General features: G+C 47.4%; 24 protein-coding genes. 22 read left to right on the forward strand and 2 right to left on the reverse strand.

Annotation, left to right across the window (positions count from 1 at the left end):
• The first annotated feature begins 7 nt into the window (after window positions 1–7).
• The 19 genes from AC4OGX_RS05160 to AC4OGX_RS05250 all read left to right on the forward strand — a co-directional run bounded on the left by AC4OGX_RS05160 (window position 8) and on the right by AC4OGX_RS05250 (window position 19,807).
• Complete coding sequence (locus tag AC4OGX_RS05160) at window positions 8–1,312, forward strand: ABC transporter substrate-binding protein (RefSeq protein WP_493328884.1); 1,305 nt, start codon at window positions 8–10, stop codon at window positions 1,310–1,312.
• Between the two features lie 16 nt (window positions 1,313–1,328).
• The gene (locus tag AC4OGX_RS05165) at window positions 1,329–2,222 is read left to right on the forward strand and encodes a carbohydrate ABC transporter permease (protein ID WP_493328885.1); all 894 of its coding nucleotides are present in this window, start codon (window positions 1,329–1,331) and stop codon (window positions 2,220–2,222) included.
• A 1-nt stretch (window position 2,223) separates the two neighbouring features.
• Window positions 2,224–3,048, forward strand: a complete 825-nt coding sequence (locus AC4OGX_RS05170) for a carbohydrate ABC transporter permease (protein WP_493328887.1) — start codon at window positions 2,224–2,226, stop codon at window positions 3,046–3,048.
• Window positions 3,049–3,068: 20 nt separating this feature from the next.
• The gene (locus AC4OGX_RS05175) at window positions 3,069–5,072 is read left to right on the forward strand and encodes a glycoside hydrolase family 31 protein (protein ID WP_493328888.1); all 2,004 of its coding nucleotides are present in this window, start codon (window positions 3,069–3,071) and stop codon (window positions 5,070–5,072) included.
• A gap of 54 nt (window positions 5,073–5,126) precedes the next feature.
• Entirely contained in the window at window positions 5,127–5,750 is a 624-nt protein-coding gene (locus tag AC4OGX_RS05180; protein WP_493328889.1) for a DUF624 domain-containing protein, read from the forward strand.
• A 151-nt stretch (window positions 5,751–5,901) separates the two neighbouring features.
• Window positions 5,902–6,552, forward strand: a complete 651-nt coding sequence (locus AC4OGX_RS05185) for an HAD family hydrolase (RefSeq protein WP_493328890.1) — start codon at window positions 5,902–5,904, stop codon at window positions 6,550–6,552.
• 123 nt (window positions 6,553–6,675) lie between these two features.
• The gene (locus AC4OGX_RS05190; RefSeq protein ID WP_493328892.1) at window positions 6,676–7,305 is read left to right on the forward strand and encodes a DUF4230 domain-containing protein; all 630 of its coding nucleotides are present in this window, start codon (window positions 6,676–6,678) and stop codon (window positions 7,303–7,305) included.
• Between the two features lie 433 nt (window positions 7,306–7,738).
• Window positions 7,739–8,446 (forward strand): LytR/AlgR family response regulator transcription factor, encoded by a 708-nt coding sequence (locus AC4OGX_RS05195; protein WP_493328893.1) that lies wholly within the window; start codon window positions 7,739–7,741, stop codon window positions 8,444–8,446.
• Window positions 8,443–9,708 (forward strand): GHKL domain-containing protein, encoded by a 1,266-nt coding sequence (locus tag AC4OGX_RS05200; protein ID WP_493328894.1) that lies wholly within the window; start codon window positions 8,443–8,445, stop codon window positions 9,706–9,708. Before AC4OGX_RS05195 ends, AC4OGX_RS05200 begins: the two co-directional genes overlap by 4 nt.
• Complete coding sequence (locus AC4OGX_RS05205) at window positions 9,708–10,142, forward strand: DUF3887 domain-containing protein (protein WP_493328895.1); 435 nt, start codon at window positions 9,708–9,710, stop codon at window positions 10,140–10,142. Before AC4OGX_RS05200 ends, AC4OGX_RS05205 begins: the two co-directional genes overlap by 1 nt.
• Window positions 10,143–10,153: 11 nt before the next feature.
• Window positions 10,154–11,173 carry a CPBP family intramembrane glutamic endopeptidase gene (locus tag AC4OGX_RS05210; RefSeq protein WP_493328896.1) on the forward strand — a complete coding sequence of 340 codons (1,020 nt, stop codon included), beginning with the start codon at window positions 10,154–10,156 and terminating at the stop codon, window positions 11,171–11,173.
• A gap of 167 nt (window positions 11,174–11,340) precedes the next feature.
• Window positions 11,341–12,060, forward strand: a complete 720-nt coding sequence (locus tag AC4OGX_RS05215) for a hypothetical protein (protein ID WP_493328897.1) — start codon at window positions 11,341–11,343, stop codon at window positions 12,058–12,060.
• 21 nt (window positions 12,061–12,081) lie between these two features.
• Window positions 12,082–12,837, forward strand: a complete 756-nt coding sequence (locus AC4OGX_RS05220; protein ID WP_493328899.1) for an AAA family ATPase — start codon at window positions 12,082–12,084, stop codon at window positions 12,835–12,837.
• A 49-nt stretch (window positions 12,838–12,886) separates the two neighbouring features.
• Entirely contained in the window at window positions 12,887–14,074 is a 1,188-nt protein-coding gene (locus tag AC4OGX_RS05225) for a 2-hydroxyacyl-CoA dehydratase family protein (protein ID WP_493328900.1), read from the forward strand.
• Window positions 14,075–15,613, forward strand: coding sequence for a 2-hydroxyacyl-CoA dehydratase family protein (locus tag AC4OGX_RS05230; protein WP_493328901.1), 1,539 nt, complete (start codon window positions 14,075–14,077; stop codon window positions 15,611–15,613). It begins immediately after the preceding gene.
• Between the two features lie 19 nt (window positions 15,614–15,632).
• Window positions 15,633–16,442: an acyl-CoA dehydratase activase gene (locus AC4OGX_RS05235; protein ID WP_493328902.1), complete on the forward strand. Its 810-nt coding sequence runs from the start codon at window positions 15,633–15,635 to the stop codon at window positions 16,440–16,442.
• Between the two features lie 2 nt (window positions 16,443–16,444).
• The gene (locus AC4OGX_RS05240; RefSeq protein ID WP_493328903.1) at window positions 16,445–16,615 is read left to right on the forward strand and encodes a hypothetical protein; all 171 of its coding nucleotides are present in this window, start codon (window positions 16,445–16,447) and stop codon (window positions 16,613–16,615) included.
• 87 nt (window positions 16,616–16,702) lie between these two features.
• The gene (locus AC4OGX_RS05245) at window positions 16,703–19,399 is read left to right on the forward strand and encodes an FAD-dependent oxidoreductase (RefSeq protein WP_493328905.1); all 2,697 of its coding nucleotides are present in this window, start codon (window positions 16,703–16,705) and stop codon (window positions 19,397–19,399) included.
• 54 nt (window positions 19,400–19,453) lie between these two features.
• Window positions 19,454–19,807, forward strand: a complete 354-nt coding sequence (locus tag AC4OGX_RS05250) for a hydrogenase maturation nickel metallochaperone HypA (protein WP_493328906.1) — start codon at window positions 19,454–19,456, stop codon at window positions 19,805–19,807.
• Window positions 19,808–19,978: 171 nt separating this feature from the next.
• Here the strand turns inward: AC4OGX_RS05250 and AC4OGX_RS05255 are convergent, their stop codons facing one another.
• Complete coding sequence (locus tag AC4OGX_RS05255; RefSeq protein ID WP_493328907.1) at window positions 19,979–20,533, reverse strand: TetR/AcrR family transcriptional regulator C-terminal domain-containing protein; 555 nt, start codon at window positions 20,531–20,533, stop codon at window positions 19,979–19,981.
• A 139-nt stretch (window positions 20,534–20,672) separates the two neighbouring features.
• Here AC4OGX_RS05255 and AC4OGX_RS05260 point away from each other — a divergent pair, with 139 nt between their 5' ends.
• Both AC4OGX_RS05260 and AC4OGX_RS05265 read left to right on the forward strand, forming a co-directional pair.
• Window positions 20,673–20,858, forward strand: coding sequence for a hypothetical protein (locus AC4OGX_RS05260; RefSeq protein ID WP_493328909.1), 186 nt, complete (start codon window positions 20,673–20,675; stop codon window positions 20,856–20,858).
• Between the two features lie 176 nt (window positions 20,859–21,034).
• Window positions 21,035–22,555 carry a DUF5060 domain-containing protein gene (locus tag AC4OGX_RS05265; protein WP_493328910.1) on the forward strand — a complete coding sequence of 507 codons (1,521 nt, stop codon included), beginning with the start codon at window positions 21,035–21,037 and terminating at the stop codon, window positions 22,553–22,555.
• A 175-nt stretch (window positions 22,556–22,730) separates the two neighbouring features.
• Here the strand turns inward: AC4OGX_RS05265 and AC4OGX_RS05270 are convergent, their stop codons facing one another.
• Window positions 22,731–23,738 carry a LacI family DNA-binding transcriptional regulator gene (locus AC4OGX_RS05270; protein WP_493328911.1) on the reverse strand — a complete coding sequence of 336 codons (1,008 nt, stop codon included), beginning with the start codon at window positions 23,736–23,738 and terminating at the stop codon, window positions 22,731–22,733.
• A gap of 222 nt (window positions 23,739–23,960) precedes the next feature.
• On the opposite strand from AC4OGX_RS05270, the gene AC4OGX_RS05275 reads away from it, so the two are divergent.
• Window positions 23,961–25,361: an L-fucose/L-arabinose isomerase family protein gene (locus tag AC4OGX_RS05275; RefSeq protein ID WP_493328912.1), complete on the forward strand. Its 1,401-nt coding sequence runs from the start codon at window positions 23,961–23,963 to the stop codon at window positions 25,359–25,361.
• The last annotated feature ends 24 nt before the right edge of the window (window positions 25,362–25,385 follow it).

Here is a 25,385-nt window from a genome sequence, read left to right on the forward strand (position 1 = left end):
GAAGCTTATGAGAAGAAAAAGTTGGATGACGGTACCTGCAGTGCTTTTAGTGTGCGCTCTTGCAGTAACAGGATGCGGCAAACAGGCAGATGAAAAAGGAAAGGCAAAAGAAGCAGATGCGCAGGCAGGTGAGGATGGGAAGGTAAGCGGCGAGATCTCTATCTGGCATTACCACAATGGTCTTGAATATGATCAGCTGACGAAGGCGATCGAGGAATATGAGGAAATGAATCCAGGGCTTACCATCACAGAGACATTTGTATCCCGGGATGAGCTGATGAACCAGTATAATATCGGCGCAGTGTCAGGGGAGCTTCCGGATATCGGAATGGTCGACTCACCGGACATGTCCTCTTACATATCTCTGGGCGTATTTGACGATATCGATGCGGAGCTTCAGGCATGGGGCGAGATTGACAACTTCTATGAAGGGCCATTGAATAGCTGCCGTGACTCAGAAGGACATCTCCATGGGCTTCCCATTTCATCAAACTGTCTGGGACTGGCCTGCAATATGGATATGTTAAGGGCAGCGGGCTATGAGGAGCCGCCTGCTACATGGGATGAGCTGTACGAGATCGCAAAAGCCTGCACAAAGGACGGCGTATACGGCTTTACGATGTCAGGAATCGCAACAGAGGAAGGAACGTTCCAGTTCATGCCATGGCTGTATTCTACAGGCGAGACGATTTCATCCCTTGACTCAGAGGGCGGGATCAAGGCAATGGAATTTCTGGCACGCCTGACAAAAGAAGGAATTATGAGCAAGGAAGTAACAAACTGGACACAGAGTGAAGCATTCAGGACATTTGCAGCAGGAAAAGCAGCAATGTCTATGGCAGGAACCTGGCATATCGCACAGGTAGACAGCGGAGATATCGCAGCTGATTTTGATCTGCAGTACGCACTGCTTCCGAAAGACAAAGAGTACTCAACCTGTATCGGAGGCGAGAATTATGGTGTCTGCTCCAATTCAGAGAATAAAGAAGCGGCAATCGGCTTCTTGAAGTATGCAATGAGCAAAGAGAAAAATGCAGAGTGGTGCGATGCGGTCAGCAGCCAGCCGATCAGAAAAGACTCCACAGAATTAGACGGAATCTGGAAGGCAGACGACCGTTTCCAGGTATTCACCCAGGCTATGGATTATTCAGTCGCACGCGGCCCGCACCCGGAATGGCCTACTATATCAGAAGCAGTGTACAGAAATGAGCAGGCAGCATTATTAGGAGAGAAAGATCCGAAGGAGGCAATTAAAGCGGCAGCAGAAGTAATTGACCCGATTTTAGAAAAAGAACCGATCAATGTGGAATAAGAATTAGGAGACGGCTATGAAAATGACAATGGAAAAGCGCAGAAGTATAGAAGGGTATTTCTTCATCCTGCCCGGGTTATTATATGTGCTTTTAGTGCTGGGCTACCCCCTGGTCTATAACATCATCCTAAGCCTAAAGGACGTGAATGTAAAAAACTTCACGACAGGGACATCGGTATTTGTGGGGCTGGACAATTATATTACACTATTTCATGATGAGGTATTTTTACTTGTCATAAGGAACACACTTGTATTTACATTTTTCAGCCTGCTGGTACAGTTTGTGATTGGATTCTTATTTGCCATGTTCTTTCAGAAAAAGTCAGCTTTATCAGGTCCTATGAGAGGCATTATCCTTATCAGCTATATGATACCGACCTCTGTGGCCGGACTTTTAGGAAAAAATATGTTTGCGATCGACGGCGGCCTGATTAATGATCTTTTGATGAAATGTGGAATTATCCAGCAGCCGATCGACTGGCTGATCAGTGCCGGCACGGCGATGTTCGCGGTGATTGCTGTGAACTGCTGGATCGGGATTCCTTATAACATGCTTTTGATGACCTCCGGTTTATCCAACATTTCGGCGGATGTATATGAAAGTGCCTCTATCGACGGGGCGAATGCATTACAGAAGTTCTTTTATATTACACTGCCCCTTGTAAAGCCTGCGATGATGGCAGTGCTGATGCTGGGATTCATCTATACCTTTAAAGCCTTTGACCTGATGTTCATAATGACAAAGGGCGGTCCTATGAATGCGACAGATACAATGGGGACATATGCATATCAATTATCGTTTAAAAAATTCGAGTTCTCACAGGGCTCTGCAGCGGCGATCGTATTATTCCTATGTCTGCTGGTAGTCGGGATTTTTTATCTGAGGCTGATATCCAAGGAGGAAGACTGATATGGACAGGAAAAAGAACATCATTTACAGTATACTGGCAGTTTTAATTGCAGTGATATTTCTGTTCCCGATCTACTGGCTCTTGTGCATGTCATTTAAGTCAGATGACGAAATATTCGGGAAAATATTGACTTATTTTCCTCATGAGTTTACGACGACTCCCTGGCTTGATAATTTTAAGGACGGAACATTCTTATTGTCTTTGAAAAATAGCGTGATTATCTCGACGCTGTCGATGAGCCTGTCGCTGATCTTTGGGATTCCGACTGCTTATGGGATGGGACGCTATAAAGTAAAGGGCGGGAAAGCATTTCTGCTGGCATTTTTGGTTACGCAGATGCTTCCTGCATCATTGATGCTGACTCCTATGTATCTGATTTTTAATCAGGTAGGGCTTCTGGGGACATACTTAGGACCTGCAATCGCGATCGCTTCGGGGTCAGTTCCTTTCATAATCGTAACTCTGCGGCCTTATTTCAAAGGAGTGCCTGTAGCTTTGGATGATGCGGCAAGGATTGACGGGTGCGGTGTGGTACGTTCCTTCTTCCTGATCATGATTCCGGCGATTAAGACAGGAATCATCACAGTGACGGTTCTTTCCTTCCTCAGCGGATGGAACGACCTCGTATATTCAATGACATTTAACGTAAAAGCAGAAATGCGTCCTCTGACAGCGAATATATACAAATTCCAGACGAAGTATGGGATGAAATGGAATAGCATCATGGCATATGGGGCAATCTTAGTCCTGCCGATCATCTTCATTTTCGTATTCCTGCAGAAATATATTGTTGGTGGAATGACTGCAGGGGCAGTAAAAGAATAGGAAATAGGTGAGCGTAGAAAATGATAAAAATAGAAGGCAATACATTAACATTCCGATATGATGCCGAGATCATGCAGATCGTTCCCTGGGGGGAAAATGCATTCCGTATCCGGGCCACACACAACTCTTCCTTTTTACCTGATGACAGTGTAAAAAGTGCCCTTACGGAAAGCGTGGAGGCATATGAGATCACAAAAGAAGAATTCGAGTATGGAGTAAAGATTACAAACGGTAAGATTTCCTGTCTTGTTGAAGAGACAGGAAAGCTGACCTTCTATAATCAGGAAGGAAAATGCCTGCTTGAGGAGTATGAGAGAAGTGACCTGCTTAATGAAGTGGGCAGGAAGAAAAAGTATTTCAGCAGTGGTCTGGCAATTGCGCCGAGAAGCTATGTGCCTGTCCGGGGAACAAATTACTATAAGATTACAAGCCGGTTCATAGGTGATGAACACCAAAAGTTATTCGGCATGGGACAGTACCAGCAGGAAAATCTGGACCTGAATGGCTGTAAGCTGGAGCTTTCCCACCGCAATTCACAGGCCAGCGTCCCGTTTGTGATTTCCAGCAAGGGATACGGCATGCTGTGGAATAATCCGGCAATCGGCGAGGTATGTTTTGGAAAAAACAGGATTGAATGGACAGCATATTCAACGACTCAATTAGATTACTGGATCACAGCCGGGGACAGCCCGGCAATGATCGAAGAGCAATATGCCTGTGTGACAGGCAGGGTTCCGATGATGCCGGAGTATGCAATGGGGCTTTGGCAGTGCAAGCTCAGGTATCGCACATCAGAGGAGCTGCTCTCTGTTGCAAGAGAGTACAAAAAAAGAGAACTTCCGTTATCTGTGATAATAGCTGATTATTTCCATTGGCCGAACCAGGGAGATTACAAATTTGATCCCGTTCTCTGGCCGGATGTAAAGGCTATGACAAAAGAATTGGATGAAATGGGAGTAAAACTGATAGTATCAGTCTGGCCGACCGTCGAAAAGTCTAGCTGCAATTATAAAGAAATGTTAGAGAATGGCTTATTAGTCAGAAATGACTCTGGAGACCGCCAGATACAATTAGGCGATGCGACAACCATAGATTTTACAAATGATGAGACAAAGCGTTATGTGTGGAAGAAGCTGAAGGAGAACTATCTGGATCAGGGGGTATATGATCTCTGGCTGGATGAAGCTGAACCAGAATTCAATGATTATGACTATATGAATTACCGTTGTCATATTGGACCGGTTATGGAGACAGGTAATGTATATCCGGTAGAATATATTAAGATGGCTTACGAAGGGATGAAAGAAGAAGGACGTACCGAGCAGATCCACTTGATCCGCTGTACCTGGGCAGGGTCCCAGAAATATGGTGCGCTTCTTTGGTCCGGGGATATCGACTCGTCATTTGAATCTTTGCGGGAGCAGCTGGCGGCCGGGCTGAACGCAGGCCTGGCAGGGATACCTTGGTGGACAACGGACATCGGTGGATTCTACGGAGGAGATGTCAGGGACGAGAAGTTTAAGGAATGCCTCGTGCGCTGGTTCCAGATGGCAGTATTCTGTCCTGTACTCAGGATGCATGGATTCAGAAAGCCGGTTGTTCCTCCGATCGGAGACCGCGGCGGGGCAAGGATGAAGAGCGGATCTCCCAATGAAATATGGAGCTATGGGGAAGAGATATATGAGATTCTAAAGAAATACCTGTTTCTTCGGGAAAGCCTGAAACCATATATCAAGGAGATTATGAAGGAAGCCCACGAAAAGGGAACTCCGGTGATGCGTCCGCTATTCTATGATTTTCCAAAGGACGAGACGTGCTGGGAGCTAAAAGATGAGTACATGTTCGGACCGAAGTACTTAGTGGCGCCGATTCTGGAAGCAGATATGACAGAGAGAACGGTCTACCTTCCTGAGGGAGTGTGGCGCAGATTAGGGCAGGAGCAGGAATATGAGGGCGGGAAGGTATATCAGGCTGAAGCGCCGCTTGAGGACATGCCTGTCTTTGAACGGGTGAACATCTTCTAGAGCTATCTTTGGGATGTCTGTTCTAAATGAAGTGATTATGATGAGGTGATATGAATGCGGTGGAAAGAAATGCTGGGCAAAGTTCAGTTCTATGAAGGAACAGGGAAACTTTTTGACCTCCTGCTTCTGGCTGTTTTATGGGTAGCGGGCATGGTGCCTGTTATCACAGCCGGGGCTTCATGCAGTGCATTTTATGATACGTTCCATAAGTGTATCTTAAAAGGGGAAGGGTATGTCTTAATGACGTTTGCTGATTCCTATAGGGATAATCTAAAGTACGGTATTGTGGGAACTGTGATGCTGGCACTGCTTGTTTTTATCTTAGGCACGAATATCGGGATAAGCACAAGCTTCCTGAAAGGGGATCTAAAAACAGCAGTATTTTGGTTTTATGTGCTGTTAATGGCACTGGCAGCAGGGTTCTTTGTATACCTTTTTGCCCTCATTTCCAGATTCCGCATGAAGCTTGGGTGGCTGGTTAAGGCGGCGCTCTATCTGGAAATCAAGAATCCACTTGGGACGGCTGTACTGGTGGCTATTGTAGGGGCAGATCTGTTCCTGATCCGGATGTCGCCGGTGTTTCTGGTAGCTGCACCCTGCATATCCGCGGCAGCGATACATAAACTTATCGAACCACTTATGGAGAAGCTGTATATGCCTAAAAAGGAGCAGGGTTAAAGATTAAAAGCAGGACAAAGGAACGGTTTTGTTGCATCTGTTAAGAAAAAAGTTTATAATAGTCCAATAAATATCAGGGTGTGTTAGTCTTTAGCACACCCTGATTGCTATAACCAGGATATTTGAGCAGGAATGGAAAGGACAAAATAAGATGATAAAAGCAGTATTTATGGATTATACAGGGACAATCGTTCAGGAGGAAGGCAAAGAGATCGGGGAGGTCGTGATGCGGATCTGTAAGAACAGCGATCTGCGTGATCCCAGGGAGGCCGTGGCATACTGGTGGAAACAGGTAAAGGAGTATGAGGAAAGCCGTTTTGGAGATACCTACCTGACAGAAGAGGAAATTGTGGATAAAGTGTTGAAAAAACTGGTGGATTCGTTTCATCTTGTGGATAACTTAAAAGAGCTGCATGAACTATTCCGGGAATTTTGGGTGAATGCTCCCCTTTTCCCGGATGTGAAAGCCTTTTTTGAACGGTGCAGTGTTCCGGTCTATGTAATCACAAATAACGGGGTACAGTATGTAGAGAAGAGTATGCAGGAAAAAGGACTTTCTCCGGCAGGGATTATCTCGGCAGATATGGTGAGGGCGTATAAGCCGCATCGGGAAATTTTTGAAAAAGCGCTGGAGATCAGCGGATGTAAAGCTGACGAGGTCGTGCATATCGGGGATTCTTATATGTCGGATGTAAAAGGCGCAATGGCAGCAGGCATACAGGCGGTATTGGTGAGCAGAGAGAAGGAAAGAGCATATCCGGAAGTGACGGTGGTGCGGTCATTGGATGAGGTTGAGATTTAGAACATTTATCAGCTTCAGATTAGGTTTGCAAAAATCTGTACAAGATATTCGCGGAGTTTACAAGCACTATAATGAACGCTATAATGAGATTAGCGGAATTATTAAGGAGGAGGGCTTGTTACAATGAGCGAAAATGAACTTAAGAAGAAAGAAAATTGGGGAAAGGAACTGTTGAAAAAAAGATTTACCAGGTATGTGATTGCTGTTTTAGTCATTGTATTGATATTGACCGGCACGGTAATTGGATTAAAAAATTTTATTTTCTCTGATAGTAAAACAACTAAACTTGGCTTTGAAGATATTGGGGAACTTGCCACCCAGTCTGCAAATTGTACAGAAGTAAATGTAACAGATGCATCCAGGGAGCTATGGGGTATGGAGATTCCCTTTACACAGAGCAAATATATTTATAGCTATGATGTAGTGATTAAGGCAGGCTTTGATTTCCAGAAAATTAAATGGAGTGTTGTTGATACTACCATCAAGGTCGAGCTGCCAAAGGCAGAGATCCTGAGCAATGAGATCGTAGAGGGTTCCTTTAAAGTCTATCATGAGGATGAAAGCATTTTTAGACAAATAACTCTGGAGGAGAACAATAAAGCGGTAGAAAATTTAAAAAAGAACGCGGAGAAAAATGCGATTGCGAATGGTCTGCTTGATGAGGCCGAAACAAATGCAGAATCAATGCTCACAGCTTTCTTTGGAAGTGCTTATGATATGGAGCAATATAAAATCAAGTTTACCTATAAATAGCAGGAGATAAGTAACAGGAGAAATATATGAAGAAAATTATTTTAATTGCATTGATAGTTATTATAGCAGCAATATTTTTATTCTACTTTGGTCTATTCCTAACTGCATAATCGTTATGAGGAAAGAAAAATCTCATTTACTTGAAAAATCAAGTGAATGAGATTTTTTATGAACAGAATCATACCATTCAGGAATGACCGCCTTCATAGGAGCGCAGAAAATGTTATATTACGCATGGAAAGGAAGGGATGAGAAAGAAAAAAGAGAGGATCCGTCTGAAATATATTTGTCATTTGATACGCTGTTTCTGTCAATCAGGAATCGGATATTTACAATTCCCCTATCTGTGATAAACTAAAAAAAACAAAGGAAAGAAACAACAAAAGAGAGTAAGTAAGAGAGTAAGTAAGAGAGTAAGGAAAGGGAGAAAATTATGTACAGAGTCGCAGTGTGCGATGATGATCAAAAGACAACAGAAGAGACAGCAGCACTTATCCGGGAATGGGACCCTGCGATACAGGTAGAATGTTTCCACTCAGGGGAGGAGCTGCTTGAGGCTTATACTTCCTTCCATGCGGTATTTCTAGATATAGATATGGAAGGCATGAACGGCATCGAGACGGGATTAAAGATACGCAGGCTGGATAAGGAAGTGAAAATCGTATATTTGACGGCCTATCGGGACTATGTGGCGGGAGCATTCAAAGTTCATGCATTTCAGTATCTGTTAAAGCCGGTGAACAGGCCGGATATCCACCAGGTATTGAAGGATATCTTCGATTATCTCTATAAGCCGAAGGGGGATGTGCTGGATTTTCAGACCGGGCAGGGGCTGATGTGCCTGCCTGTGGAGGAGATTTATTATTTTGAGTATCTGAGCCGGAAAGTACAGATTGTTGCTGCAGACGGCAGATATACGATGCAGGAGAAGATCGGGAGCGTGGCAGAACGTATGAAACCATTTGGGTTTTCCATGCCCCACCAGAGCTTCGTGGTCAATATGCTCCATGTGAAAAATGTACTGACAGGCAGGATCCTTTTGGACAATGGGATGGAGATCCCTCTGGCGCAGAAAAAACAGAAGGTCTGGAAACAGGAGCTGCTTGCCTATCTAGCCGGAAGATTGGAGGGGAATCGATGATGGATATAGTGATCTCAATCGTGATGCAGATCATTGATCTGGCAGTAATAATCGGATGTGCAATAAGCATGATGCATGTGTTTCCCGGCAGTGTGGAGACGCAGAAATGGAAGCGGATTGCCGCCTGGGCAGTATATGGGATCTTAGCAGTCGTGTTACCGCTGTTTATCAAATGGGATCCGGTCACCGTGGCGGGCCTGACCCTGTGGTCCCTGCTGACCGCATATCTCTTTTATTTTCGCAGCAGCTTAGGGATGGTGTGTCAGGTGATCTATCATGTACTTCTGGTAGCGGCACAGTATATCGCTCTTTACATTATGGTTTGGATCGATGAGGCTTTAAAGCTGAATACCCAGCTGTTCCTCTATGTGTTTATAATCCTGCGGTGTGCTGTTCTCATCTGTACGACAATCATTCTTAGGGAAGTGGTTCGAAAGAGGTTTCAGGACACGGAGCAATTGAAGATGAGGGGGATGGTCCTTGTACCGATCTTTAGTCTGGCTATGTTCTTTCTATATGTGATCGCTGGCGAAGTCTTCTTTATGAGATATGGATATGGCTGGCTGCTGATGGCTGCTGTATTGATGGGGGTTCTGAATCTATACTGTCTTTACTTTTGGTATGATGTTGCAAAGAACCAGGAGTTGAAGCACAGGCTGGAGCTGATGCAGCAGCAAAAGGTCATGACAGCCCAGTATTACGAAGAGATGGAGCGGAATTATAACGAATCCAGGAAGGTCATTCATGATATCAGAAATCATCTTCATGCGATCGAACAAAAGTATAAGATCGAGGACCGGAAATATATTGAAGATGTGCATGATATGCTTAATTCCATGGGAATGAAGTTTTATACGGAAAATAGGATGCTCAACATTGTCCTGAATGATCAATTAAAAGGAATTCCAGCAGAACAGGTGGACTGCAATCTGGGAGGGATCAGCCTGGAGTTCGTTTCTGATATCGATATCACGACCATATTTGCGAATCTATTGGTAAATGCAGTTGAGGCCGGGACCGGGCACAAGGATTTCTGGCTGAAGATCAGGGGAGAGGTGATACAGGATTTTACCATTGTAAAGATCAGCAATCCGCTGTTCGTCCCCTACCGGGAAGGAAAGTCAGCGAAAAAGGGACATGAGGGGATCGGACTGCAGAATGTGCGTCAGGCCGTTGAAAAGTACGGCGGGCAGATGGAGATCCAGACGGATGGAAAAGTATTTTCAGTAACAGTATTGTTTATGAATAAGGAGGATGCGTAATGGAAAATTGGAAATTTTTAGTAAAAGTGCTGCTGCTGGCTTTCATCACAGTCTGGAATGTGGGATTGACCGGATGTCAGAGTGCGGGGGCAGAGCTGTCGGATAAGTTTGATGAGGAAACTGTAAAAAATGAGGCGATGAAGAAGGTAGAGCTCTTTAACGAAAGAGATTACGAGGGACTTCTTGAGACAGGAGACCAGAGGTTAAAAGAATTGATAACGGCAGAACAGCTTGCCGAAAAAGGAAATCCTTATTTAGATAAAAAAGGGGATTTTCAGAAAATCGAGAAGACCGTGGTCCTGGGAAGTGAAGATAAGGCGAAAGAGTCAAAGCTGGCTGTCGTTGTGATGGTAGGTGTTTATGAAAAGGGAAAGCTGCAGTTCACCATCACCTTTAATGAAGCGATGGAGCTGACAGCATTTAAGATTAAGTAAGGGGAGGAAATATGATGTTATCTAAGATTGAGAGAAAGCAGCTGTTGATTTATGTGATCGTGGCGTATGGCGTCACGTATCTGATGGGGCTTCCCATGTGGTATGGATTTGAGGCAGAGAGGAGTGTGGGAGTCTTCCCGAGTGCCCAGATGCTGTATCCTGCAGCAGGCGTGATGCTGGCTTATCTGATTACCAGAAAGAGAGACAGCGGGATCCCGAAGAGGTTCTTTATCTCTTATCTTATTGTGACGGCACTTATGATACTGTGTGCGCTGGTAAGCGTGTTCACAGATGGTGGTAATTGGGAGCTTTACTGCCAGTTCATTCTGATCATAGGCAGTGTTGTCTGCGGAATCCTGATGCTGACGGAAAAGCGGGAGAAGAGGGCTGCATATGGATTAAAATGGAAGAATGGGAAAGGTTCTGCTTTCTGTATTCTGCTGTTCGTTGTCCTGTACGTGCTCAGGACCGCGATCGCCTATGGGGTATCCGGGCAGCTGGGGCTTATGGGTGAGATCGCGAAAAATCCTATGACATGGATGCTGCTGTTTTCTATCCTGCTCAATTTCTTTCTCGTATTTGCTGCATTCTTTGGAGAGGAATATGGCTGGCGGTACTATCTGCAGCCATTGATGCAGAGACGGTTTGGAAAGCGCGCGGGTGTGATCCTTTTGGGTGTTGTGTGGGGCCTGTGGCATCTCCCGGTGAATTTCTTCTATTATTATACACCCGAGAATGGCGTTTACGGCATGCTGGGTCAGCAGATCACATGTATTTCTCTGGGAATCTTCTTTGCTTATGCCTATATGAAGACACAGAATATCTGGGTTCCCGTGATCCTGCATTTCCTGAACAATAACCTGGTTCCGATCATTACGGGAACTTACAGCGCTTCGGTCATTGAAAACCAGGCGGTAGAATGGTCCAGCCTGATTCCGGGACTGCTCATAAATGGTGTAGTATTCGGCGGATTCTTATTTGCAAAGGTGTTCAGAAAAGAGGAAGAGCAGGAGAAAATCCAGGCAGAGTAATAACATGCGAAGCATTCGGTGAACGAAAAATATGGAACGAATCTATGGAATAGTCTCAAAATGAGACGGTTCCAGGGATTCGTTCCTTTTTTGTGCAATTATCACGTGTTAGCATGAAAATAGAAGATAAATTCGGTAAATGTGCTTAAATGTTTAAGGGGGTTGGAATGGAATTATACGATGGAATGATTCAGCGGACCAGAGAGTATTTATCGGCATACACACCCAGGCGGTATCCCTATGATGAGAGGAAATGCTGGAGAGAGACGGCGTCCGGCGAGATGATCATGCTTCGCGATGCGGCATTTGAATTGGGCGGCGGAAGCTGTGAGTCAGTGAATTATACCTGCGTGACTTCGGATCAGGAATTAACAGGGGGAAGTGAGATCCTTCTCTATGGACCGGAATTAAAAGAACTGAAAGAGGATACGTCTTTTGCCAGAATCGTATTTCTGACGATGGAAGAGGAGGCAGAGGATGGAATCAGGACGGAGGATGCACTCTACCGCTTTATCCGGGAGCTGGAGTATGTAAGGTACCATATTTTCCCCAAGGGATATATGGTAAGGACTTCTGCGAAAAGCAGCCGGGAGCAGGCCAGGGTCAGTAAAGCGGCAGTAAAGGCCGGAATCAGCTTTGAACGGCTGGGCAGTACATATATCAGGAGGTACCTTATGAATCCCGGCGTGAAAAGAGTGCAGGTTCTTTTTCTTGTGGGAATGAAGACACTGAAACCATTTGTAGAAGAAGCGCTTAAGGCGGATGAGGTGACGGAGGCACTGAACCACATTTTGAAGGGGATGCCGATGAACTGCGGCACATGTGATCTAAAGGGAATCTGTGATGAAGTAGAAGGGATGCGCGCAATGCATCAGAGAAGTAAGTGAAAGTGAGTAAAGGAGAACGCAATGGAAGGAAATGCAAAAGTAATTGCCGTAACCGGAAAGGGCGGTGTGGGAAAGACATCTCTTGCGGCGGCGCTGGTACGCAGCCTGACGGAGAAATATCAGGAGGCAAAGATCCTGGCGATCGATGCAGACCCGGCTGTAGGGCTTGCGACTGCACTGGATGTGGAGGTGAAGGAGACGCTGGATGATATCCGTCTGGAGATCACGTCAGGGGTATCGGATAAGTTAAAGGAGACACAGGACATTTTATCGGAGGCCAGATTCCGCCTGCTGGATATGATGGATGAGAAGGAGGGGTTCGCCTTTGTAGCGATCGGGAGGCCGGAATCCTCCGGGTGCTACTGTGCAGTCAATTCTTATCTGCGGGATGTGATCTCTATGCTGGCAGGACAGTTTGACTATGTGGTGATCGATGGAGAAGCGGGGATCGAGCAGGTGAACCGCCGGGTTATGGAACAGGTGACACATCTTCTGCTGGTGACAGACCAGAGCCGGAAGGGAATGCAGGTGATCGGGACGATCAAGGAGGTTGCGGACCGCTTAGTTATGTACGATAAGTTAGGCATTGCGGTCAATCGGATCACACAGACGGTCATTCCCATGGAGAATCCATTCCCGGATGCACCGTTCATCCAGATCGGAAATGATGAGGCACAGATCGTGAACGATATCCAGGGAAAGAGCGTGTTCTGTCTCCCTGCGGATTCGGAACTGATGAAGGGGGCCGGGGAAATCATCCGGGCTCTGGAATTGTAAAACATAAGATGGAGAGAGTGATGGGAAGAAAAAGGAGGCGGTCGTATTTATGAAGGATTTGAAACATCTGTATGAATTAGAACAGCAGTTGAATGAGTGCAACAATGACCTTGTGAAGAAAGCATGCGAAGAAGGCAGGATCGCAGTGGGAGATGTGTGCAGCATGATCCCGGAAGTACTCTTAAATCTGCCGGGATGCTTTTCCGTGCGTCTGCGGGCGCCGAGGACCGGGTCGATCGAGATCGGGACATATTATATGACCAGTCTTTTGTGCGAGTACTGCCGTGCCCTGGTGGAGCGCGCGGTGGAGGGAGGTTATAATTTTCTGGACTGTATCATAGCGCCGGATGCCTGTGCGGCGATGAACCGCTGCGTAGAGAATATGGAGCTGTTAAAAACGTGTGAAAAAGAGAAGTTTTTCATTACCTATTCGGATGTGCCCATGAAGTCGGATGAGACGGCTTTGAAGCACTACGTGAAGCAGATGCGTCTGCGCGTGCTGGAGCCTCTGCATGATGTCTATGGGATCGATGTGTCCGACGCGGCACTTTTTAAGGCGGTAGAGCAGCATAACAGGATGTGCCGTCTGATACGGGAACTGGGAGAATTCAGGAAGGAGGAATATCCGAGGATCACGGGTTATGAGTTCTATCTCTTCTGTCTTGCGACCTACTGTTGTCCGAAGGAGGAACTGCTTCCTATCCTTGAGGAGACTTTAGAAGAGGTGAAAAGCAGGGAGCCGGATGAGGAAAAACTTTACCGTATCCGTGTGGTGCTGGCTGGTTCTGAGATCGATGACCTGGACTTCGTGAAGCTGATCGAGGACAACGGCGCCATGGTAGTGGCAGACAGACACTGCTTCGGTTCTTTCCCGGGGCGTGATGAGATTCCGGTGCATGAGGGAGAAGATATGCTGACCCAGATCTGCCGTCATTACATGGTAACAGGGCAGTGTCCGAGGTTTATGAACACGGAGAAGATCAACGAACGTAAAACATATGTAGATCAGCTGGCGAAGGAGTACCATGCGGACGGGATCATTTACGAGCAGATGAAGTTCTGTGATTACTGGGGATACGAGCGAATGGCTGCCAGCTATATCATGCATGAAGAATATGGCTACCCTGTTCTTTCTATCGACAGGCCCTATGTGGTCGGAAGTTCCGGACAGCTTAGAACCAGGGTGCAGGCATTTGTGGAGAGTGTGGAAATCAAGAAGATACAAGGAGGGAGATAGATGGGCAGGAAGATCAACAGTGAAAAACTGGGCAGCCTTTATTATGGGAAAAAGACGAAGAAGCGCCGTGAATGGCGCGGTGTTTCGGACACGTGGTATGACTATACACGCTGGCTTCATAACTGGGCAGTGATGACGAAGTTCATGGCAAAGCCTGCGAACCTCAAAGGTTTTTTCCGTTACCGCTGGATGGGCAATTATCTGGCAGTACCGGATTTTGTAGACCGTCATACAGAGGGGCTTAGGGGACCGCAGCTTCGGATCGCGCACCAGGAGTTTGATTTTATCGTGGAGCATGTGTGTGATACCATCGGCAATCTGTTTCGGGCGGACCCGAAGTGCGGCAATGACCAGGAATTCAATAAAAAGATCGTTGTATTTGATGAAAATATGATGTCCCAGATCATGAACGGCTTCCCGAACCTGCAGATGGTCTGCCGGGAGATCCCCATCGTGTATACCCCTTCGACGGTTGCACAGGAGGGTGTCCTTCATTACATCGATGTGGCAGAAGAATTCGGCCTGCCTTCCGATGTATGTCCGATGCCTGCGGCAGAGTTAGGATGTGCGATCGACGACGATTACCCTCTGGTGGGAGTCTGTGCGGTGAACTGCAATACCACCTGCGACGGAAGTTTGATGGGGAACGGGGTGGAGGCAAGACGGTTCGATATCCCAACCTTCCAGCTTGCAGTCCCGATCCGTCATATGCAGCAGAGTGTACAGGAATACGGTGCGGAGGAGATCGCGAACTGTATCAAGTTTATTGAGGACCAGACAGGAGAGAAGTTCGACTGGGACCACTATTTTAAATGTATGGAGACTTTCAACGAGGAGACGAAGCTGTTCCGTGAGTGGCTGGATATTTCCAAGACGAACCATCCTCAGGTCATCGGCAATAACGTGGCTCTGTACCGCGATGCCTATTACCAGGTAGGAGGCGGAAGAGATCCGCGTTTCCTGGAAAACGACCAGAAGATCACGGACCTGGCTTATAAGGGCTATGAGAAAAAGGTATCCTGTGTGTCAGAGGTGCGCCACAGGGCTGTACTCTGGGGTGTCCAGGCACAGTATTATACGGCATTTCCGATCTGGCTGCAGAACTGCTGGGGCATCCTGCCGCTGATCGATATGCTGAGCCTGACGTCTACAGAGCTGTACAGTACGACGGATAAGCAGCAGGCACTGTATGACATGGCGGACCTGTATATGAAGATGAATATGAGAAACCGTTCCAACGGCGGGTATGAGGTAGGTGTGGATGATCTGTGGCGGTTCTGCGAGGAATTTCATGCGGATATGGTCATTATGTATGAACACATCGGATGCAAGGCGATGGCCGGATACCATGGGATTTTTGAGGAACAGGCAAGAGAGCGGGGCATTCATCTGATCTGGGTGACTCACGGGCTGATGGATCCGAGAAAAGCAGGGCGCAAGGATATGCGTGACGAAGTCAACCGTTACATGAGGACGGTGCTTCGTGAGGAGCCGCTGGATCCGTCACTGGAGGAATTTCAGGATGATAATAACTGGTAGGAGAGGAGCTGACTGAGGAATGAAAAAGTATTTTGGCGGTTGTGATGTGGGATCAACCTATACCAAATGTGTCATATTAGATGAGGATGGGAAAATCGCAGCCCACACCACGATGAAGAGTAAGATGAATTCGGAAAAGAGTGCCAGGGCAGCTATGGAGGAGACTCTCTCCCAGATCCCGGAGCTGAATTCGCCGGAGGACCTGGCTTATCTGATCGGTACGGGATATGGCAGGAATAAGGTACCCTTTGCCCAGGAAAATATCAGCGAGATCAGCTGTCATGCCATGGGAGTGCATGTGACAGACCCGAAGGTAAGATCCATCATCGATATCGGCGGGCAGGACATCAAGGGAATTGCCATTGATACCGATGGCACGGTGAAGAATTTTGCCATGAATGATAAATGTGCGGCAGGCACCGGACGTTTCTATGAGACGATGGCGAACGCATTCGAGATGTCTCTGCCGGAGTTTTCCAAGCTGTCGCTGACGGCAAAGAATGTCATCCCGATCACCGCGCAGTGTACGGTGTTCGCAGAGAGTGAAGTGATCACGCTGGTAGGCGAAGGGAAGCCGACAGATGAGATCGCGGCGGGAATCCAGCGCTCCGTTGCCAAGAGATGTTTTATCATGGCGAAGAAGGCCGGGGCAACGGACAGTGTGACTCTGACCGGAGGCTGTGCAAAGAACGACGGTCTGAAAAAGGCGATCGAGCAGGTACTGAAACTAAAGGTTGTAGATCTGGATACTGATCCGCAGCTGATGGGCGCCCTGGGGGCAGCAGAGTATGCAAGACAAAAAGGTCTGGCAAAAGGGAAAGGAAGATGACGATGAGGAAACGTGTTTGTAAGATCCTGAAAACAGTGGCTGTCGTTTTTGCCGTGCTGTTCGGGCTGAGCGTGGTCGTGTATTATTTTAATCTGGATATGAAGCTGGCGGCACAGCTTAAGAAGTTTATGGATAAAGTGTATGACAGAAGGAAGAGGGACCGCCGCCTGTAGGCGGAAGAGACCAGGCGTTCATGGTCTGCCACGAAAATGGAGACCGGACATAAAGTAAGGACGCCTGGGCAGGGAAGGAGTGAAGATATGAGACCGCTGATTATGAAGCTGGCAACGAAGATCAGTGTCGAGGCCAAGTCTTATACGGGAATTACGGTCAACGACCCGGAATACCGGATACTGGAGCCGGTCGTGACCGATGAGATGGCGGAGGTGGCGCTTGCCACAAAGGTCCGTAAAAATATGACTGCAGAAGAGATTGCCGCGCGCTGCAAGAAGCCTCTGGAGGAAACAAAGCGGATCCTGTGGGATCTGGCTGTGACAGGGGTTATGAGGGTACATAATGAGAACGGCACAGACTATTATATGCTGCCGATCTGGGTGCCGGGGATCATGGAGATGATGGTAGCTAACCGGGAGCAGGCGGAGAAATACCCGGTTCTTGCGGAATGCTTCGAGGAATATACCCGCAGGCGCACCAAGCTGCTGGGGCCGAACGTCCCGGTGGGAAAAGGGTTGATGCGTGTTATCCCGGTAGAGGAAGCGATCAACGGGGAGAGCCATGCAGCCAGTTATGAGGAAGTTTCCTCCTATATTGAAAAAGCCTGGCGGCTGTGCGTGTCCGACTGTACCTGCCGGCGTTCCCGCCGTCTGATGGGCGAGGGATGCGGACATCTGGAGACCGACATGTGCATCCAGCTTGACGAAGGCGCGGATTACTTTATCCGGACCGGTGTGGGCCGTGAGATCACAAAAGAGGAAGCCTATGAAATCTTAAAACGGGCCGAGGAGAATGGTCTGGTGCATGAGATTCAGAACCTGGACGGTGAGGGCAAGACGGTAGCCATATGTAACTGCTGCACCTGTTCCTGCTTCTCCTTACGTGTGGGCAAATACTATATGTCACCGGATTTCAACCGTTCCAACTATGTTTCTAAGGTTGATGTGGAAAAGTGTGTGGCATGCGGACAATGTGTGGAAAACTGTCAGGTGAATGCACTCCATCTGGGGAGAAAATTGTGTACAAAGACACCGATCCCTGAGAAACAGGTGGAGACGCCCCATGATCATGTATGGATGTTGAATAAAAAGAGATGGAACCCGGAGTTTCGATATAACCGGGATGAGATCGACGAGAATGGAACGGCGCCCTGCAAGACGAACTGTCCGGCGCATATTGCAGTCCAGGGATATATCAAGCTGGCAGCAAAGGGGCAGTATCTGGATGCATTGGAACTGATTAAGAAGAACAACCCGTTCCCGGCAGTCTGCGGACATATCTGCAACAGGCGCTGTGAGGATGCATGTTCCCGTGCAGATGTGGATGAGCCGGTAGCGATCGATGAGATCAAGAAGTTTATCGCAGAGCAGGAATTAAAGGCAGAGACCCGTTTCGTACCGAAGATGCAGAACCCGCAGGGGAAAAAGTACTTAAGGAAGATCGCAGTTGTGGGCGGAGGCCCCGGCGGTTTAAGCTGTGCATATTATCTGCAGATGCGTGGCTATGATGTGACGGTATTTGAGAAAAACGACCGTCTCGGAGGTATGCTGACCTTAGGAATCCCGGCATTTCGTCTGGAAAAGGACGTTGTGGATGCTGAGATCGAGGTTCTCCGTGAGATGGGCGTGGTGTTGAAAACCGGCGTGGAGGTTGGAAGGGATGTGACCATCCGGGAACTGAGACAACAGGGATATGAGGCATTTTACCTTGCAGTGGGGGCACAGGGGGGAAGAAGGCTCGGCGTGGACGGCGAGAACGCACAGGGTGTACTCTCCGGCGTGGAATTCCTTCGTAATGTGAACCTGGATGAGACAACGAGGCTGGAAGGCAGGACCGTGGTCGTGGGCGGAGGAAATGTTGCCATTGATGTGGCAAGGACTGCTGTCCGTGCAGGCAGCAGTGAAGTCAGGCTCTACTGTCTGGAAAGTGAAAAGGAGATGCCTGCACAGATAGAAGAGCAGGAAGAAGCAAAGGAAGAGGGAATCTCGTTAAACTGCGGCTGGGGGCCAAAGCAGATCCTGACCGAGGATGGAAAAGTGACGGGAATCGAATTCAAGCGCTGTACCTCTGTATTCGATGAAAATCATCGTTTCCGTCCGCAGTATGATGAAAATGATACGATTATAGTGGAGTGTGAGAATGTTCTCGTCTCCATCGGACAGTCGATCCAGTGGGGAACAATGCTGGACGGCACCCGGGTAAGACTGAACCAAAACCAGACCGCCATGGCGGATGAGAGGACGTATCAGACGGGAGAGCCGGATATTTTCGTGGGCGGAGATGCCTATACCGGACCGAAGTTTGCGATTGATGCCATTGCGGCAGGAAAAGAAGCGGCAGAGTCGATCCACCGTTATGTACAGCCGGGACAGAGCCTGCTGATCGGACGTCCGGCAGGCAAATATCATGAGCTGGACAAGGAAAATGTGGATTGGGACAGTTTTGACCGGACCCCAAGGGAGAAACCAGTCAGGCCGGACCCGGAGGAGGCAAGGCATACGATGCGTGACCTGCGCGGTACCTTTACTGAGGAACAGGTGAAGAAGGAGACAGAGCGCTGCCTGGGCTGCGGGGCTACCGTGGTGGATCAGAACGTCTGCGTGGGCTGCGGCATCTGTACGACCAAGTGTAAGTTTGACGCCATCCACCTGGAACGAAGGTATGACGGGCATGAAGTACCTTATGAAAAGCTGATCGTGGGGCATATGGCACCGACATTAATCAAGAGAGGCGCCAAAATCGTTGCACGCCAGGCAAAAGAGCTGGCAGGAAAAAAGAAATAATATAGCAGAAACTGGAAGAATGACCAGAACCGGATAGAGGAATGGGGGATAAGGATGCATGAGCTGGGAATCGTACTGAGTGTGGCGGATAAAGTGCTGGAGATCGCCAGGGACAATGAACTGACCGAGATCAAATCTGTTACGATGCAGATCGGAGAGATCAGTTCCGTCATCCCGGATTATCTGATGAAGTGCTTTCCGGCGGCTGTGGAGAGAAGCCCCATGTTCGAGGGGACCAAATTAAAGATCGAGATCCTTCCGGCCAGGTATCTGTGCCATGTCTGCGGAGAATCCTTCAGCCTGCAGGAATTAAAGGAGGCGGGAGGCTGCCCCTATTGTAAGGAGACACAGCTTTTGGAAATGCTGACAGGACGGGAGTGCTTTATTAAGAACATTGAAGCGTATTAGTAAAAAAGAATACCGGTGGTAAAAGAGGAAGATCTCCGTAGAAAACATGAGTCTGGCAGTGTTTTCTACGGAGATATTTTCTTTGCATTTTCTAAAGCATACTCATAGGGAGGCCGCTTTAGTTCTTCGGCGGATCCACTGCCGTTTGGACCTTCGGATTCACCCGGGAGTCTAATTTTCTGCCACGACCCAGGTGTCCCTTAGGTACTCGGGCATCGCTTCATAGAATATCTCCGCCATCTCATTCGGCGTCAGAATATCCATATCATACAGCCACTCCTGAAGAATCCCGACACATCCATGACAGTAGTGGCTGATGGAATAGCGGTCGCGTACTGAAAGGTGGGTCTGTCCGGTAGTTGTCAGATAACATTTTTCTACGATGCCAAAGGAATAGGCATACAAAAATCCGGAGTGGGCATTCTGTCCAGAGGAGCGGAAAGCACGGCGGTAATAGCGGGAATCCTCGGAGATCCCGATAAACATATTTAACAAAAATTCCTTCCAGTTCCGGCAGACTCTCTGTCCGATCAGACGTTCGGCAAGTGCCATGGAATTGAAGTTCAGAACATCATATTTGTCATGAAAATGCCGATAGAAGGTGGACTTGGATACTCCGCTCTGCCGGATGATCATCTCCACTGTGATTTTTTCGAAAGGAGTATGGTTTAATAATTCGTTAAATGCGTCAAAAATACGCTGTTTGGTGTATGAACTGTGATTCATGGCGGGCCTCCCAAGGAAAAATGCTTTATTGTGATTCTGAGTAATTGTTCAGAACTATGAACAGTTACGATTCTGATTAAATTATAGGCGAAAAGGACAGTTATGTAAATGCAAATGAGAGGGGAATAAATGAACATCTGTGGCTGCTGTACCAGAATATAAACTAGGTTATATTTTAGCTTATATACAGGGAATTACTGCGGATGAGAAATCTGATGATTTATATTGCCGTAAGCTTTATGAAGATTATCTAAGAGATCCGGATCCAAATAAAGAGGAAGAGTATACACTATCTGATTGCAAAAAGGAATGGGGAGATATATAAAAGGAGCAGGTAACTGCTCTTTTTATATGTACAGTAAAGTTTCTATTGAATTACATTATACTAGTCAAATTAAGTTGAAATTCAGTGAAATCCACTTAATTCTGGATTGAAGTTAAGCTGATATGACATTATACTACTTAATAACAATAATAAATTCTGCAGAAAGCGGAGGGTGTATGATGAAGTGTTATGAAATGTTTGAATTGCAGCTTAATGGAAATGAGCCGGAAGGGTCATGGGCAGAGGTAAACGTAAGCGCTGCATTTGAGTGCGAAGGGGAGAAAAAGACTGTAAAGGGCTTCTACGACGGAGACGGAATTTACAAGGTGCGTTTTCTGCCGCAAAAGACAGGGACTTACACATGGAAAGTGGAAGGGGCTGTACAGGCAGAAGGCCAGGAAGAATGTACCGCATCTACGAAGAGTCATGGCATGGTAAAGGCTGTGGGGACTCATTTTGAATATGAGGATGGAACCAAGTATCTTCCTTTTGGAACAACGATCTATGCTCTGGCACATCAGAGTGAGGATCTTATTGAGCAGACCCTGGAGTCTCTTAAGAACGCGCCGTTTAACAAGGTGAGACATTGTATTTTCCCAAAGCACTATGATTATAATCACAACGATCCTGAATTATATCCATTTGAGAAAAATGCGGAGGGAAAATGGGATGTGCATCGTCCGTGTCTGGCTTACTGGAAACATTTTGAGAATATCGTAGAAAGACTGGGAGAAATGGAGATCGAGACGGATCTGATACTTTTCCATGCCTATGACCGCTGGGGATTCGCTTTTCTGACGATGGAGGAATGCAGGGTCTATCTGGAGTATGTAGTGCGCAGACTGGCGGCTTATCCGTATATCTGGTGGAGTTTGGCGAACGAGTACGATATTATGTTCAATCATACAATAGAAGACTGGTATGAATTTGAGCGGATCATCACTGAGGAAGATCCTTATCACCATCTATTAAGCAACCATAACTGTATGAAGCTTTATGATTTCTCAAGGCCGGCAGTGACGCACTGCTGTGTGCAGACGATCGCCATGCATAAGGCTGGTGAGTGGCAGAAACGGTATGAAAAGCCAGTCGTTTTTGACGAGTGCTGTTATGAGGGAGATCTGCAGCATGAGTGGGGCAATATCTCAGGATTTGAGATGGTCAACCGATTCTGGTGTGCATGTGCAATGGGCGCTTATGTGACTCATGGGGAGACATTTTTAGACGAGAATGATGTCCTCTGGTGGGCAAGAGGCGGCAGGCTGAAAGGAGAAAGCCCAAAGAGGATCGCGTTTATGAAGGATCTCTTCTATAGTCTGCCGGAGCATGTGTCTCCTTGGGCCGAGCCTGTCTGGGAAGATTTTTCTAATGCTACGGAGGAAAAGAAGGGTGATGTGCAGGAGCATCCATTCTTCAAGCTGTTGAATTCTCTTAGTGGTGAGAATCAGGAGATCATCCAAATGAAAAATGCAATGTATAACGGACGTTGTGGAGATGAGGTATTCCTGAAATATTATGCAAGACAGTGTGCCAAAGTATCCTCGATCCGTCTGCCGAAGGATAAGACGTACCGGATCGAAGTGATCGATGTGTGGGAGATGACCAGAGAGACACTGCTTGAAGAGGCGAGCGGAACTACAGATCTCAGACTGCCGGGGAAGGAAGGCATCGCGGTGCTGGCAACTCGGATTTCATAATGCAGATCCATAGGGGCGTAATATAAATGAGTATTTGATATGAAGCATACATAAAGAAGAACCACGTGGGCTGGTAATGGCAGCTGCGTGGTTTTTCTTCTTTTAGTCTTAGAAAGTTCTAAAATAGTCCTGGAATTTAGTCATAGAATATTTGAGCGCTGGAAAATCATCTTTTTCATACAGAATTCCGCTCAATCAGTTGTGTTGCAATCTCAATCTTAACGGGCTTGGTCCCCTTTTCTTTCAGTATCGTGATTAGCCTTTTGGCGGCCATCTCCCCCATATACTGCTTCGGCACGTGTATGGTGGTCAGGGAGGGTTCCACGATCCGGCTCAAAGGAATGTTGTCAAATCCGACAAGCGCGATATCCTCCGGGATGGAATACCCAAATTCTTTCAGCGCCTTCATAGCCCCCACTGCGATCAGATCGTTGTCGGCGAAGTAGCATGGAGCCAGTTCCTCTCCATTTTCCAGGATTTCCTTCATATCAGCATAAGCACCGTCGATGGATGGGGTCAGGGAATGAACGATACTCTTCGAGGAAGCCATCCCGTAGGCCCGGACCGCCTTGAAGAAACCGGAATTTCTCTCTGCAAAGTTTCCGATCGGATAGGACGACTTTAGGTATCCCGGCTGCTTTTTGGTCTTCTTGATCAGATGGCTGGCGGCAAGATAGGCTCCCTGCACATTGTTGATCAGAACATAATTGCAGTCAACGGTTTCAAAATAGGTATCTAGGAGCACGAAAGGAATCGGCAGCTTTTTGAAGATCTTTAAATCCTCGGGTGTCATCTCCGTTCCAAGGAGCACGATCCCGACACAGTCTGAATACTGGATTTCTTCCAGCTGTTCTTCCACATCGCCCTCATCTCCATAAATATAGCTGATCTTCACTTTATATCCCGCGTCTTTACAGCCAAGTACGATCCCGTCAGACAACTCGGAAAAGAACGGGGTGTCCGCCACAACAGCACCGTGCTTTTTGTATAGGACAAAATAAATATTTCCACCTGTGGTGTGTTTTTCTGAAATGCGGGAAAGGTCATAGCCGTACTCGACAGCGGCATCCATGACCTGTTTGCGCGTAGCAGTGCTGACTCCCGGTTTATTATTCAGCGCCATGGAGACGGCGGCTGCGGACAGGTTTAGTTTTTTAGCCAGTTCCTTTGCTGTAATCGTCATGAGAATTCTCCTTCTATTTTAAATATATTAACTAGCGGATTTGTGTCAGAGACACAGAATTATCTAAGCTTTATTATGAACGCAGTCCTTAATTATTTCAATGGTTAAGTGATTAATTAAGTGAATTATACTGAATAATTGGATGAAATTAAGCATGGTGAAGGATATACTGCAGTTAACGAAAACAAAAGGCACCCTTATAGAAACAAGGAGGAATTCATAATGAAGAAAATTAAGTTAGGTTTTGCACCGACAAGGAGAAGTATTTTCAGCGCGCCGGATGCGATTAAGTTTCGGGGACTGACTGCGAAACGTTTGGAAGAGCTGGGGATTGATTTTGTGGATATTACAGATATCAATGAGGAAGGGCTTCTCTACGACGATCAGGATGTGGAAAAGATCGCAGCGAAGTTCAAAGCCGAGGGAGTGGACGGTCTGATGCTGCCTCACTGCAACTTCGGTACAGAGTATGTCTGCGCGAGACTGGCAAAGAAGCTGGGAGTCCCGGTGCTTCTCTGGGGACCGCTGGATGAACGCCCGGAGCCGGACGGAACCAGGCTTAGAGATACCCAGTGCGGTCTGTTTGCAACCGGAAAGGTCTTAAGAAGATTCCAGATTCCATTTACATATTTGACAAACTGCCGTCTGAATGACCCGGTGTTCGAGCGCGGGGTGAGAGATTTCCTGGCGGTCTGCAATGTGGTGAAAACATTCCGCAATATCCGCATCTTACAGATCTCTACGAGACCGTTTGATTTCTGGACGACGATGTGCAACGAAGGAGAGCTTCTGGAGAAGTTCAATGTACAGCTGGCACCGATACCGATGACAGAGCTGACAGAGGAAGTGAAGTCTGTCAAAGAGGAGAAGACAGAGCTTCAGACAATGATCGCTTACATCAATGAGACGATGGAGGTAAAGATCCAGGAGCACCAGGTAGAGAATGTGGCTTCCCTTGCCGTGGCGATGAAGCATCTTGTGGCAAAATACGGCTGTCAGGCGGCAGCGATCCAGTGCTGGAATGCACTGCAGACAGAATTGGGAGTGATGCCGTGTGCGGCTAACGCGATTTTGAATGAAGAAGGAATCCCGGTTGTCTGCGAGACAGATATCCATGGTGCGATCACAGCGCTGATGGTAGAAGCCGCAGGCATGGACGAGGCGAGAGGATTCTTCGCAGACTGGACCATCAGACATCCTGATATTGCCAACGGAGAACTCCTGCAGCACTGCGGCCCATGGCCGGTATCGGTGGCAAAGGAAAAGCCACAGTTAACCTACCCATTAGCCTTTGAACATCCGGGAAGCCTCACCGCAGAGGCGAAACACGGAGAAGTCACACTCTGCCGTTTTGACGGAGACAACGGGGAATATTCCCTGCTTCTTGGAAAAGCAAAAGGTGTGGACGGCCCGAAAGGAATGGGAACGTATCTCTGGGTAGAAGTGGAGAACATCAAACGTCTGGAGGCAAAGATCGTGGAAGGACCTTACATCCATCACTGTGTGGGAATCCACAAAGATGTTGTCCCGGTACTCTATGAGGCTTGTAAATATATCGGTGTAACTCCGGATCTGTATGACCCGATCGAAGAAGAAGTAAAGGCATATTTAAGAGGCGAGTGATAAGCGATTGTTAATAACAGTTCA

It is taken from the genome of Faecalicatena sp. (assembly GCF_058819085.1).